Annotated in this window: 17 protein-coding genes; 12 read left to right on the forward strand and 5 right to left on the reverse strand. The window is 41.8% G+C overall.

From position 1 onward, the window contains the following. Nucleotides 1-36: 36 nt before the first annotated feature. Entirely contained in the window at nt 37-849 is an 813-nt protein-coding gene (locus MHB69_RS03930; RefSeq protein WP_342496027.1) for a leucine-rich repeat domain-containing protein, read from the forward strand. A gap of 93 nt (nt 850-942) precedes the next feature. Here the strand turns inward: MHB69_RS03930 and MHB69_RS03935 are convergent, their stop codons facing one another. The 3 genes from MHB69_RS03935 to MHB69_RS03945 all read right to left on the reverse strand — a co-directional run bounded on the left by MHB69_RS03935 (nt 943) and on the right by MHB69_RS03945 (nt 2,262). Continuing rightward, complete coding sequence (locus MHB69_RS03935) at nt 943-1,257, reverse strand: multidrug efflux SMR transporter (protein WP_034283733.1); 315 nt, start codon at nt 1,255-1,257, stop codon at nt 943-945. Beyond that, complete coding sequence (locus MHB69_RS03940; RefSeq protein ID WP_034283735.1) at nt 1,258-1,602, reverse strand: SMR family transporter; 345 nt, start codon at nt 1,600-1,602, stop codon at nt 1,258-1,260. It lies immediately after the preceding gene. Between the two features lie 81 nt (nt 1,603-1,683). Next, the gene (locus tag MHB69_RS03945; protein ID WP_046314349.1) at nt 1,684-2,262 is read right to left on the reverse strand and encodes a TetR family transcriptional regulator; all 579 of its coding nucleotides are present in this window, start codon (nt 2,260-2,262) and stop codon (nt 1,684-1,686) included. A gap of 176 nt (nt 2,263-2,438) precedes the next feature. On the opposite strand from MHB69_RS03945, the gene MHB69_RS03950 reads away from it, so the two are divergent. The 4 genes from MHB69_RS03950 to MHB69_RS03965 all read left to right on the forward strand — a co-directional run bounded on the left by MHB69_RS03950 (nt 2,439) and on the right by MHB69_RS03965 (nt 5,425). Continuing rightward, the gene (locus MHB69_RS03950) at nt 2,439-2,984 is read left to right on the forward strand and encodes a VanZ family protein (protein WP_342489880.1); all 546 of its coding nucleotides are present in this window, start codon (nt 2,439-2,441) and stop codon (nt 2,982-2,984) included. Further along, nucleotides 2,985-3,449, forward strand: a complete 465-nt coding sequence (locus MHB69_RS03955; RefSeq protein WP_041116240.1) for a DUF6884 domain-containing protein — start codon at nt 2,985-2,987, stop codon at nt 3,447-3,449. Between the two features lie 152 nt (nt 3,450-3,601). Continuing rightward, complete coding sequence (locus MHB69_RS03960) at nt 3,602-4,231, forward strand: rhamnogalacturonan acetylesterase (RefSeq protein ID WP_268480742.1); 630 nt, start codon at nt 3,602-3,604, stop codon at nt 4,229-4,231. A gap of 153 nt (nt 4,232-4,384) precedes the next feature. Next, nucleotides 4,385-5,425: an NAD(P)/FAD-dependent oxidoreductase gene (locus tag MHB69_RS03965; protein ID WP_034283741.1), complete on the forward strand. Its 1,041-nt coding sequence runs from the start codon at nt 4,385-4,387 to the stop codon at nt 5,423-5,425. A gap of 67 nt (nt 5,426-5,492) precedes the next feature. On the opposite strand, the gene MHB69_RS03970 is transcribed toward MHB69_RS03965, so the two are convergent. After that, nucleotides 5,493-5,819, reverse strand: a complete 327-nt coding sequence (locus MHB69_RS03970) for a YnfA family protein (RefSeq protein ID WP_034283743.1) — start codon at nt 5,817-5,819, stop codon at nt 5,493-5,495. A 356-nt stretch (nt 5,820-6,175) separates the two neighbouring features. Here MHB69_RS03970 and MHB69_RS03975 point away from each other — a divergent pair, with 356 nt between their 5' ends. The 6 genes from MHB69_RS03975 (at nt 6,176) to MHB69_RS04000 (ending at nt 10,023) form a co-directional block, all read left to right on the forward strand. Then, a complete protein-coding gene (locus tag MHB69_RS03975) occupies nt 6,176-6,742 on the forward strand; it encodes a sigma-70 family RNA polymerase sigma factor (RefSeq protein ID WP_034283744.1) in 567 nt (188 codons plus the stop codon). Next, complete coding sequence (locus tag MHB69_RS03980) at nt 6,739-7,485, forward strand: anti-sigma factor (RefSeq protein ID WP_342496028.1); 747 nt, start codon at nt 6,739-6,741, stop codon at nt 7,483-7,485. The genes MHB69_RS03975 and MHB69_RS03980 overlap by 4 nt, the downstream gene beginning before the upstream one ends. Nucleotides 7,486-7,585: 100 nt before the next feature. Then, nucleotides 7,586-8,089: a hypothetical protein gene (locus tag MHB69_RS03985; protein ID WP_046314302.1), complete on the forward strand. Its 504-nt coding sequence runs from the start codon at nt 7,586-7,588 to the stop codon at nt 8,087-8,089. Between the two features lie 90 nt (nt 8,090-8,179). Beyond that, nucleotides 8,180-9,205 (forward strand): zinc-binding alcohol dehydrogenase family protein, encoded by a 1,026-nt coding sequence (locus MHB69_RS03990; protein ID WP_342496029.1) that lies wholly within the window; start codon nt 8,180-8,182, stop codon nt 9,203-9,205. Then, a complete protein-coding gene (locus MHB69_RS03995; protein ID WP_342496030.1) occupies nt 9,202-9,729 on the forward strand; it encodes a YfiT family bacillithiol transferase in 528 nt (175 codons plus the stop codon). The genes MHB69_RS03990 and MHB69_RS03995 overlap by 4 nt, the downstream gene beginning before the upstream one ends. Nucleotides 9,730-9,741: 12 nt before the next feature. Then, nucleotides 9,742-10,023, forward strand: coding sequence for a hypothetical protein (locus MHB69_RS04000; RefSeq protein ID WP_034283749.1), 282 nt, complete (start codon nt 9,742-9,744; stop codon nt 10,021-10,023). Between the two features lie 22 nt (nt 10,024-10,045). Here the strand turns inward: MHB69_RS04000 and MHB69_RS04005 are convergent, their stop codons facing one another. After that, nucleotides 10,046-10,525, reverse strand: coding sequence for a MarR family transcriptional regulator (locus tag MHB69_RS04005; RefSeq protein ID WP_024425228.1), 480 nt, complete (start codon nt 10,523-10,525; stop codon nt 10,046-10,048). A gap of 168 nt (nt 10,526-10,693) precedes the next feature. Here MHB69_RS04005 and mprF point away from each other — a divergent pair, with 168 nt between their 5' ends. Further along, entirely contained in the window at nt 10,694-13,264 is a 2,571-nt protein-coding gene (gene mprF / locus MHB69_RS04010; protein WP_034283750.1) for a bifunctional lysylphosphatidylglycerol flippase/synthetase MprF, read from the forward strand. Nucleotides 13,265-13,325: the final 61 nt, after the last annotated feature.

Raw genomic sequence — 13,325 nt, forward strand, 5'->3', positions numbered from 1 at the left:
TAGATATTCCCTAATTATAGGTGTGGAGGTAGAAGAATGCTAAAAGAAGACCCCCAATATATTTTTCATCATGATAAACGACCAGAAGTTGCTCATGATTTAGCCAATGTAGATGAAAATTCCACTGAGTTGTTAATCACAGGAAAAACAAAAAATATTGAAAGGTTGAAATCTTTTTCTAATCTGACGAAATTGTGGATTTACAAAGTGAACCAAAAGGAATTCAATACGATCTTGAGCTTAGTTAATCCCAAAATGCTCTATATGCGTGAACTGAGAGTAGAAGATTTATCAATCATCAGTTCTCTTAAAGATGTTGAGGTATTGGCACTTGAATGGAATACAAAGGCACAAAGTTTATGGGATTTATCAAAAAACACTTTTTTAAAATCTTTATCCATAACAGATTTTTCAAAGTTGAATGACATAGCCCCTTTGCAGAAAAAAACTGATTTAGAATGGTTAGAATTGTCAGGCGGTCTTTTTAATTCATTAAACTTAAATACTCTTCAACCTTTAAGATACCTCAAGAATTTAACATATCTGTGTTTATCAAATATAAAAGTGAAGGACGAGTCTTTAGAGCCGATATCGGAATTAGTGGGACTCAAGGAACTTGAAATTTCGAACCAATTCCCGACAGAAGAATATGCCAGGTTATCCGTAACCCTCCCAAATACGAAGTGTGATCGTTTTGCGCCATACATCTTTTTATCAAGTCCTATTGTAGATAAAGATGTGATGGTGATTGGAAAGCGAAAACCGAAATTAAATTCAAAAGTTGATGGGGCAAAGCTGCAAAAATACGAAGAACAATTTAAAGCGTACCAAGAAAAGTATATAAATTAACTTAAAAAGCAATGGAACATCAATTCCATTGCTTTTTCTATTGCTACTGTAATGGCTAATACCATCATAAATTTTTTCTTTCTTGTGATTCAATTACGCAAACAGCTTGAGCCCAACCACACCAATCACAATCAGCAGCAAGCTGAGTATACGAATCATGTTTTTCGGCTCTTTAAATAGAATCATATTAAACAAGACAGAGCCCGCCGTTCCAAGTCCAATCCAGACCGTGTAGGCGACGGATACTTGAACGGATGAGAACGAGGCGTATAAAAACAAAAAGGATAAGGCAAACCCGCCGACAAATAAAATGCCTGTCGTGAATTGCTTTTTCTTACTAAACATATTGAGGCCAATGGTTCCGCCGATTTCGCAGGCAGAGGCTAACAGTACAAAAAACCAGCCCATTTATACCGCTTCTCCTTTCTGCTCATGTGCATCTCCATCAGACACTTTCAGTCCGATAATTCCGAGAATTAAAATGCCCATAAATAAGAGCTTCTCTAATGAAAACGAACCGCCGAACAGCGCATAATCCATCAATGACGTACCAATCGTTCCAACTCCGGCAAACACGGCGTACACAGTCCCTGTCGGCAGCTTCTCGCAGGCCTTCATTAAAAAATAAAAATCAACCGGGATCAGGCAGATAATGACCGCCCACTCCCACACAGCATCAGCTCTATTTAAACCAAACACCCAAAGTAATTCGAATAAACAAGTGAGTGCAACATACATCCAGCTTTTTTTCATCGTATTTCCTCCTAAAACTTAAAAAATGACGAATCGTCATTTTGAAACCAAAAAAGAGCGTACAGCAAGTGCTGTACTAAGTTAAGGTGTCTCTAAGCCAAGTGCGTAAAGAAGAAATTGCTTCACCTCTCGCTTTTGAATCAGAACCTCTTCTGTATCTGTTTCCGTAAATAAATACATTTGCTCAGCAGAAGATTCAAGTAAACCGATAATGAATTTGGCTGCATATTGACAGTTCAAATTCGCACGGACCCTTTTGTCCTGCTTTGCTTTTTCTAAAAAAGCAGCGACCCATTTGTAAATTGGCTCATAAATATCTTCCCATTCCTTTAAATGCTCGGTGGCGGCTAAGCCTGAGTAGGTCAGGGCAAGGACATCACGGTATTGCCTTGTAAAAGCGAAAATGAATTCAACAAGCGCATCTGCTTGATCGAGGACATCTGCATGCTGAGTTAATTCCTTTTCGATCGCAGGCACCATCTGTGCGATCAAATGTTCAGCGATAGCAGGCATGACGGAAAGCTTTGAAGGAAAATATAAATAAAACGTTCCTTGCGCTACTCCTGCTGCTTTCACAATATCCGAAATGGTCGTCTTTTCGATTCCTTTTTCTTTAAACGCATCAATCGCAGCAAGCATAATCTTTTCTCGTTTCGACATATCATCACCGGCCTTAACTGACTGAATGTCATTCAGTTTAGCGGGAAAATGACGATTTGTCAATATGGTTTTCTCTTCATTGAATGTGAGAATAAGTGATGAATAGATGCGGGCAAGCCTGAATAAGCTGTAAATATGGTCAAGCATCATCATGTGAGAAAGGGGCAGCTTTCTGTATGACATCCAGTACTATGTTTTCCATTGCTTATTTTCTCCTGCTCGTCCCGCTCTATTTACATATGAGATACAGACAGGCAAAAAAGCACAATCGTTTTATTTATTTGCGGACAGAATTGGTTCTTGCCAGTCTGTTTATTTATACGAATGTTTTATTATATTTGACGGTCTTTCCAAATCGTTTTTCCGCCCCAAGAGATCAGGTGAGTGTTAATCTCTTGCCTTTGCAGTCCATTTATCAAAATCTTCACGCCTACCATCACGGCTATCCAAATCTTGTCTTTTTAAATTTAGCAGGCAACATATTGTTATTTGTACCACTCGGTTTTTTTCTATATCAAGCCTTTCGAACCATGCGCTGGCAAAAGGCGGTTCTTGGTGGCTTTCTCCTGTCAACCATGATCGAATTGCTCCAATGGATGTTCTCACAATCTGGTATCATTACAAGAAGCAGCGATATTGATGATATTCTTTTAAATACACTTGGCACAGCGCTAGGCTGTATCGTGTATCAGATCTATCGAAAAAGGAAGGAGAAAACCTGAGTGAAGCGAGTTTGTATCATTCCATGTGGCGCGAAGAAAATTTGGGACGTCGATCCAGAAGCAGGGAGCCAGCCGGCGAACCTCGTTTATTTAAGTCCGCTGCATCAGCGTACGAAAAGCTATGCCCAAACTTTTTTTTCAGACTGGATGATCTTATCAGCGAAGCACGGGTTCTTAAAGGCAGATGATATCATACATGAAAATTATGATGTTGCTTTTGGTACACCCCATGCTAAGCAGATCACACGAGAAGAACTGAGCCAGCAATTTCATCAAAAAAATCTTTTCGCATATGATGAATTGGTGGTACTAGGTGGAAAGAAATATCGAAAAGTGATCGACCCTTTATTACAGCCTCATCAAAAAGCAAATTATCCGCTGGCTCCATATAAAGGAATTGGCTACATGCTTCAGGCGTTACATCAAGCAGTGGAATCAAAAATAGAACTTCCGCCGCATATTTAACACATTCACATCTACCGGTAAGCAGGGTTTTGATCTTTAAAAAGAGAATAATTGAAATAGCGATGCTGATTGTTTCATATCTTTTCAGCAGCCACTAGGATGCCCGTATCGCTCGGGTGAAGTGGCTCAATGAAAAAGGGAGGCGTATGAACATGACAACCATCTATTTAGCTGGTGATTCGACCGTTTCATCATATCCAGATCGTCCTGTTCAAGGAGGATGGGGAGAGTTTTTACACCGCTATACAGCGCAAGGGGTGAACGTCGAGAACCGTGCCATTGGTGGAAGAAGCTCAAAAACATTCATTGAAGAAGGACGCCTTGATGAAATATTGGCTGACATTCAGCCAGGAGACTGGCTTTTCACACAAATGGGGCACAATGATGCTTCCAAGGAAAAGCCTGAGCGGCATACAGATCCTTTCACGACGTATAAAAGCTACCTGTCTCAATATATTCATGGAGCAAGAGCAAAAGGGGCAACACCACTTTTACTCACGCCAGTCGGCCGTTTTCATGAAAAAGACGGAGAATTTATCAATGATTTTCCTGATTACTGTGCCGCTATGAAAGAACTAGCTGATGAAGAAGAAGTCCTTCTTGTTGATTTAAATACGGTAAGCCTTCAGTTTTATCAAATTTCCGGTATAGAGAAAACGACTTCTTACTTTATGCTGTCAACAGGAATTGAGGACCGTACGCACTTTACAAAAGAAGGCGCAGATGCGATTGCAAGACTTGTTTCTCTTGAATTAAAAGACCTTGGTTTAACCATTGTGTGATGGATGACAGGACGAGTGAGCGCTCGTCCTGTTCTTTTTTTGAAGAAAGCTATTGATTCCCTTCACTAGAGTAGACTACAATAGACACATATGATAATGAGAATCAATATCACTGAAAAATAGATCATTCGATGGAAAACTGGAGGGACTCAAATGACAGATCAGCTTGAATTGTTTGACGTCACCATTATTGGTGGCGGTCCAGCAGGCATGTACACCGCCTTTTATAGTGGGATGCGGGACTTAAAGACGAAGGTACTTGAGTACAACGAAAGCCTTGGCGGGAAAATCCTTCTTTATCCTGAAAAGGTCATTTGGGATGTCGGCGGTTTGCCGCCAACAAGAGGAGAACAGCTGATACAGCAGCTGGAAACACAGGCGAAAACATTTGAACCAGAGATTGCACTGAATCAAAAAATCACGTCATTTGAGCGAGATGAACATAATCATATCCTGCTGACGGCTGAAAATGGTGATCGTCATTTGACAAAGACCCTCATATTAGCGATGGGTCACGGCATTCCAGTTCAGCGGAAACTTGAAATCGAGGATGCAGACCGCTATGAAGTGACAAACCTTTATTACACTGTCCAGGAGCTTAAGACATTTGCAGGGAAGCGGGTTGTGATTTCTGGAGGCGGCGACTCAGCGGTTGACTGGGCCAATGCTCTTGCACCGATTGCTGAAAGTGTCACCGTCGTGCATCGCCGAGACATGTTTGGCGGACATGAGAAAAACGTCGCCAACATGAAGGCAACTTGCAAACGAATTTTAACCCCGCATGAACTAACAGAGCTGCATGGTCAAGGCGACAAAATTGCTGCGGTCACCATTCAAAACATAGAAACAGGTGAAAAAGAACGAATCGAAACAGATGCTGTGATCGTCAATCACGGGATGAAAGGCGATTTAAGCGTGCTATCAGAATGGGGCCTCAAGCAAGGTGAATGGGGACTGATCGAGGTTAATGAAAAAATGGAAACCAATTTACCGGGCGTCTATGCGGTAGGCGACTTGTGTACACATAAAAGCAAGGTCCGCTTAATTGCCGGCACGTTTGTTGATGGAGTCAATGCACTGAATAGCGCAAAGCTGTACATCGAACCAGAAGCTGAAAAAGTGGCGTACGTTTCCTCTCATAACGAACGCTTTAAAGAGAAAAACAAAGAATTACAAACGGCTGGAGCTCGTTAAATCATTCAAATAACATAGCAAAAGTGCTGCCCGCATCGCATGTGGCAGCACTTTTTATATGGGTCCATTAACTGCGAGGCGCAAATAACATCACACTGACTCCAGCCAAACAAATCAAAGCACCCATCCAGTCATATAGATCAGGTGTTTTTCGATCGACCCACCAGCCCCAGAATACAGCAAGAATGACAAAAACACCGCCATAGGCAGCATAAACCCGTCCGAAAGTCGGGAACTGCTGGAAGGTCGGAATGATGCCATATGCTACCAAGATGAGGCTGCCGGCGATCCCGAAGCTGACAGGCTTTGCTTCACGCAGCCAAAGCCATACCAAATAGCCGCCGCCAATTTCTGCTAAACCTGCTAATAAAAAAAGAACAATCGTCACCATCATATACGGACACTCCAATTTCTCCAATTTACACCCTATTATGACATGAGGAAAGAATGCGTTCTACCTCAATTGAATTGAGAGGGAGACGAGAGTTTGCTAAAATCAGCTGATCAGAGAGTGGTCACACATGGATTCTTGACTTTTGTACCACGAGTCATCCAAATGGTCTGTTATGTCGTAAAGTAAGTACATTCTCATGAGGAGCACACTTCCTTTTTCAGCGCTCTTTTTTTCTCCTTGAAAAAAGAGTAAAGTACAAGGTAGGCTTATTTCAGTAAATCGAGTGATAAGCAATACGTGAAGGATTTCATGATGAATACGCATGCTCTTTCTCATGAAAAAGGAAGGAGATGACCATGGACACATTGCAAGATTTTGAGCTGTATCAAAAGATCAAATATGATCGTCACAAGCCCTCGCTTGAAGTGCTGTACGATCGCTATGAACGTGTGTTATATTCGTTTATTTATAAAATGACTGGCAACCGTGAGCTCGCGGAGGAAGTGCTTCAAGAGGTCTTCATCAAGCTCTGGCGCGGCATAGGAGAATATCATACGGATAAAGGGAAATTCTCCTCGTGGTTATTTATGATGTCACGCAACACGGCCATTGATCTTATAAGAAAGAACCGGAATGAAACGGCTTTGGAAGATGAGCAGATTGAATATTTAGCTGATCATCAAGAAGATATATCAAAAGAAGTAGAATGGAACGAGGAAAAACAAATCATACGTGAAGCAGTATCTACATTGTCAAAAGAACAGCAAACCATCATAGAAGATGTCTATTTTAAAGGGATGACACAAAAGAGCATCGCGGACAAGCTGGGCATCCCTATTGGTACGGTAAAAGGAAGGGTTCGATTGTCATTGAAGCATTTGCGATCGAAACTGTCTCGCGGAGGAAAGGAGGAAGAGGCATGACTCAGTGTAAACATCAAGTGATTGATTATTTCAACGGGCATTTACAAGGAGAAGAAAAAACGCAATTTGAAGAGCACATCAAGCACTGCTCAGCTTGCAAAGAAGAGCTTGAAGAATTAACATTGCTCATGTCTGACATTCCATTTCTAGCAGGTGACCAAACACCTCCGGCAGGGATGAAAGACCGTATTTTATCCCAGGTGTTTGAAGAAGAGACAGTCGAAGAAAAGAACAGCCATAAAAAAGAGCTCAAGGCTGCACCTGAGCCAAACGAAATCAAACCGCTGCAAAAGAAACGAAACCAGTGGCTCTTACCGCTCGTTGCGGCACTGCTTCTCATATCAGCAGCTGGAAATGTGTATTTCTTATCGAATGGAAAAGAACAGGCGGAAGAACCTGTCAGGGTTGTTGCCACAAAATCATTGGCATCGGCCGCATCACCAAAAACGACAGGTGCTTTTTCAGTAATAGAGCATAACGGTAAAAAAGAACTTGTGGTGAGTGCAGACGGCTTAAAGGGTCAGCTTGATTCATCTGCTGTTTATCAAGTGTGGCTTATTAAAGGAGATCAGCCGGTTCCAGCCGGTGCCTTTAAAACAGATAACAAGGGGGAAGGAACCGTCACCTATGCGTTATCTGAAAAAGAAGCAGGCGAATCATGGGATACCGTGGCTGTTACACTTGAACCGAAAAAGGATAACAAGCTCCCGCAAGGCCCTGTCGTACTAAGCGCTGCTTTTTAAGTTTGATTCATGAAAAGGATGCCTTCTTGGGGCATCCTTTTTTGATAGCGAAGGGGAACATTGTGGCAATTGAAACGTAGTACATACGGAGGTGAAACACATGAAAACATCTATAGAAAAAGACCTATTTCTCTTATCAGTCAGACACGCATTGATTGCCATTTATTTTCTTGTGATCCCATTTGCAGTCCCCATTTTTTATCACCCATCTCCTTTATCGATAGCGCTTATTGCACTATTTATAACTCATAACTTAGCAGAAAGTATCATTTGGTTCTACAAATCGAGAAAAATTAGAAAGCACCAGTCTGGTGATTTATTAAAACGCGGGCAGCTCCTTAGCCAGCTCGTGCAAAGAGTTGAACAGCTCATCATCCTCGGTTTTGTGATTCTTTTGATCACTGAATGGATACAAGGAAGGGCGGATCTATCTACACTCTCATTCACTCTTTTTCTATTGACCGTTGTTTTTCTCCAGCACGTCCAGTTTTATTACGTTCAGCTATTTTTTAAAACGAGCAGCTGGTTCACTTATGTTCCTTCTTTGCAAAAGGCACGTCCTTCATACATGGCGAGGGAGCGAAACGCCCTGAAAAGGTCATAAATGTGCTGTCATTCGTTTGATCCAGCCATAAACATCAGAAAATTATGATAAAATGTGGAAAGAAAGAATGGAGAAGGGGAGTGCGAATGAGTGAAAGCAGTTGGACTATTGGAGTATTTGCCGATTGAGCATGAGCAAAGCCTGATGGATCAGGAGGTCGAAAAGCCTAAAGCGTCTGGCAGAGATGTACTGGTGAAGGTAGAAGCTGTGTCCGTGAATCCAGTTGATACAAAGGTGAGATCACCGAAGGATCAGAAGGAAGAAAAACTGAAAATACTAGGCTATGATGCAAGCGGTACGGTTGTTGAAGTGGGTGAATCGTGTACATTGTTTCAGCCAGGTGATCACGTATACTATGCGGGAGATATTACGCGTCAAGGCTCGAATAGTGAATACCAGCTTGTGGATGAACGTATTGTGGCGAAAAAGCCTGCCAATCTATCCTTTGCAGAAGCAGCCGCAATGCCCCTTACAACAATTACGGCTTATGAGGCTTTATTTGACCGGATGCATATGAAGCGGAATGCTGAAGGCTCAACCTTGCTGATCATTGGTGGTGCAGGCGGTGTTGGTTCTATCGCCATTCAACTAGCTAAATTAGCGAAGGCAACTGTGATCGCTACCGCATCAAGACCAGAAACAAAAGAGTGGTGTCTGTCATTAGGTGCCGATCATATCATTGATCATCATCAGCCGCTTTTAGCGCAGCTAGAGGAAAAAGGAATCGGCGAAGTGGATTTTATTTTATGCTTAAATGATACAGATGGACATTTCAAAGGCATGGCAGAAGCCATCAAACCGCAAGGCACGATCTGTACCATTGTCGAAAACCAGCACAAACTAGACATTCAATTACTCAAAAATAAAAGTGCGGCATTTGTATGGGAATTCATGTTCACACGCCCTATGTTTGAAACAGCGGACATGATCAAACAGCATGAGCTTTTGACAGAGGCGGGTGAGTTATTTGAGCAGGGAAAAATAACGCATACTTTAACAAAGGTTCTCAGTCCGATCAATGCTGCTAACTTGAAGCAGGCACATCAAACACTTGAGCATGGAAAGATGATTGGCAAATTTGTACTTGAAGGATTTGAGAAAGGGGAGAACGTATGACGTCATTACAATATCCGATTGGCTTATATGAACCGGTTGAAACAAAAACGAAAGCACAGCTTGAAGCATGGATTGATCAGCTGGCTGCAATCCCCGAAGAGTATGAAGCGGTGACTGCACCGCTTACAGATGCGCAGCTTGATACACCTTATCGGCCGGGAGGATGGACTGTTCGTCAGCTCATTCACCACGTAGCAGACAGCCATCTGAATGCATACTTACGATTCAAACTTGCTTTGACAGAAGATACACCGGACATACGTCCATATGATCAGGAGGGATTTGCCTCACTTCCTGACAGCAAGGCGCCCATTAGTTTATCCCTGCCTTTGATCAGCAGTCTGCATCGCAGGTGGGTCACTTTACTGCGGGGAATGTCAGAGGATGACTTCAACGCTTCTTATTATCACCCTGCCGATCAACAAACGGTGTCCTTATATAATGCAGCAGGAATGTACGTCTGGCATTCAAAGCATCACCTTGCCCATATCACGGAATTAATCAAAAAAAATCAGTGGAATTAAAGGAGTAAACGCATGTCTGGTAGAAGAATTGTCGGCGCCATGTTTATCTGTATGGCGGGATTGTTTTATATAGCGAAATATGTTCTTTTTGAGATACGTTATAGTAACAGCTTAGGCTCAGAAAGAACGATTGAGGAACTTGAACAGCTGCTTCCTGGCGGTACGTGGATCAGCATCTTTTTTCTCATCATTGGCTTAGCCTATCTTTTATGGGATGACAGGGAAGTTCTTCAAAAAAATTTCGTCCTCTCAGATAAACAAGTAGAAGAAATAAAAAAGACGGACCTCAAGTGACCGTCTTTTTTCCTTTTCATATTTAGCCGCGTTCAGGACGCAGTGCTTTTTCTAAGATAGCAAGGCCTTCATTGACTTTTTCTTTTTCCTCGTCATTGAGCCGCTGCAGGGAATTTTTGATTTTTTCGTGTCCTTTTTGATAAATACTTCTGAAAATATTTTTCGCTTCCTCTGTCAGCTCTACGACAATGATTCTCCGGTCACGCTCAGAGTGCTTTCGCACGACAAAGTTAGATTGTTCTAACCTGTCAAGCAGGCCTGTCATATTGGACAAAGAAGCGCCCATTTTTTCAGCGATTTCGGATACTTTGAGAGAGCCATGGTTATTGAGCAGCATGAGCACCTTCATTTGAGGCATACTCATATCAAGCTTCATCCATTCAGAAACATCTCCAAGACCTGCAGCTGTGAGCACTTTCATATAAAGAACCCATGTCTTTTTTTCTTCTGGAGATAGAATCTCTTCTTTTAATACGGTGGTGTCATGAATATTATATTCCACGCTTGTTCACTTCCTTTAAGCGGCTCTTTTTCTTTATATTACTGATTTTTACTTCTAATTGAAAGGTTCGTCAAGCTTTTAAATGTTAAACTGCATGAATCAAGTGGTATTTGTTGTATAATAATGTTCAGTTGAAATAATGAAGCAACCTAGAAAGTTGGGAAAAACATGTGGAACAAAAAAACGGGTATGACGATCTTAAAAATGCTTTTTCCGATCGTAATTATCCTTGTCTTAATCTTCGTTGCGAAGCAGGAGCTGAGCGGACTTTCCATTAAAAAGACGTTTTATATTATTGACAGCTTGAACCGAATGGACTTGTTTATTCTTGTCTTTCTTGGACTTGTCGCGGTTTTATCGATGTCCTTATATGATTTTATTTTACGAAAAAGCCTGAATATGCCGATCAGCGGCTGGAAAACGATACGCATTTCCTGGATTGCGAACTCCTTTAACAGTGTTCTTGGATTTGGCGGTCTATCAGGAGCAGGGCTTAGAACGCTTCTCTATAAGGAGTACATAACAGATACGAAAAAATTGCTGAAAGGCATTGCCCTTTTGACTTCCTCTGTCCTTTTGGGCTTATCTATTTTCAGTGATTTGATCTTGGTCAGGGTGCTTCCAGTTGAAAGTATTATCAGCCAGGAGCCGTGGCTATGGGCATTTGTCATTATCTTTGCCTGTATTGTACCGATATATATCGTCATGGCATCCATTCGAAAAAGCTCGATTGAGAGCGGTGAAAATGGACTGAAGCATCCAATTTACGCTTATATCGGGGCATCGTTTTTAGAATGGCTGGCAGCTGGACTTGTCATGTACATGGCTGTCGTCTCTATGGGGATGAATGTCGATGTCCGAATTGTCTTAGGTGTATTTGCGATTGCGTCAATCGGCGGTTTAATCAGTATGGTTCCGGGCGGCTTTGGTTCGTTTGACCTTATCTTTTTACTGAGCATGCAATACATTGGTTTTGATAAAGAGATGGTGCTGACGGCGCTCGTCTTGTACCGCTTCGTGTACTCGATTTTCCCGTTTATTTTAGGGCTTTGTCTAGCTGCTTACGATTTAACGGGAACGACGCTTAGACGTCTTGAAGGCAATCCGAAAATGGCACCTGCCATTGAAACAACGAACGTTTTAATTGTTTTGCACCGTGCTTTATTAATCCGTTTATTGTACGGATCTTTATCGATTTTAACCTTTGGAAGCGGCTTGCTTATCATGGCATCTGTTGTGCTTCCAGTCGATCGATTAGGTGTGATTACCAGCATTCCGCGCTTTCTGTTATCAGGATTTAATGGTCTTTCTTTAATGTTCGGAATCATTCTGATGATTTTGTCCATTGAAGTGTATAAAAGAACGAAAAGATCGTACGTGCTGACAATGATCTCCTTAGCAGGCGGTTTTGTGTTTACTTTGTTAAAGGGGTTTAACCTCAGTCTGATCTTTATTTTGCCAGTCATCATGGCTGTGTTTTTCTCTCTTCGAAATCAATTTGTGAAGCAGCAGGCACCTTACTCCTTAAATCAGTTTGTGACGGCTGCCGCTGGTTATTTATTCGTGCTCTTTAACTATAATGTGATTGGCAACTTTATTTGGACAAAAATCGGGCATTTCTTGAGTAAGGATTACTTGGTGCATAATGAACGGCATATCACGATGACAAGCATGATCGCTCTCATCGGTGTACCGCTTTTCTTCTTCATTAGTAAATTGATTTTTAATAAGAAAGCCTTTCCGATTGGAGAAAAAGCAGATGATGAAAAATTAAAAACGTTTTTAGAAGAAAAGGGCGGAAATGCCCTCAGTCATCTTGGCTTTTTAGGCGACAAAAAACTATTTTTCTCAAGTGATGGAGAAGCAATGCTTCAGTTTGGGCGAATTGGCCGCTGCGTCATTGTGCTCGGAGATCCATCTGGACGTGAGGCGTCTTATCCGCTTGTACTTGAAGAGTTTTTACAGGAGACAGAAAAAGCCGGCTACCGCGTCGCTTTTTATCAAGTAGAACGAGAAGGGATGGCTCTTTATCATGACTTAGGCTTTCACTTCTTTAAGCTTGGGGAAGAAGCCATGGTCGATTTAGAAACGTTTACTCTGTCAGGTAAGAAAAAATCAAATTTACGAGCTGTGGCGAATAAATTTGAACGAGAAGGCTACACCTTTGAAATGCTGGAACCTCCCTTTTCAAATGAGTTGATCTCCACCTTAAAACAGATCTCTGACAGCTGGCTCGGAAAGAAAAAAGAAAAAGGATTTTCGCTCGGTTATTTTCAAGAAGACTATCTTCAAAAAGCACCGATTGCGATTCTAAAGGATGAGCAAGGGCAGATCATTTCCTTTGTATCATTGATGCCGATGTATCAAGAAGGGGAGATTTCCATCGATTTAATGCGTCATATGCATGATGCACCGAACGGGATGATGGATGCGCTGTTTATCCACCTGTTTCAATGGGCGAAAGAAAGAGGCTACAAATCGTTTAACATGGGAATGGCACCTTTATCGAATGTGGGGACGTTCCATCAGTCCTTTCTCACGGAGCGTTTGGCGAGTGTTATTTTCAACAATGTCAGATACATGTACAGCTTCAGCGGTTTACGGTCATTTAAACAGAAATATAAGCCTGAATGGCGCGGGAAATATTTAGCATATAAAAAGAATACGTCACTGCCTGTCACAATGGTGCTAGTCACCAAGCTGATCGGGATGGACCCAAATCGAAAGCGGCGTCCATAAACCAAAAGACCTTTACCTTTCACTAGGTGAAGGTTTTTTTAGACAAAAGAATAGCAAAAGT

Origin of the sequence: Bacillus sp. FSL K6-0994 (assembly GCF_038630815.1) — a bacterium.
Taxonomy (GTDB): Bacteria; Bacillota; Bacilli; order Bacillales; family Bacillaceae; genus Bacillus; species Bacillus safensis.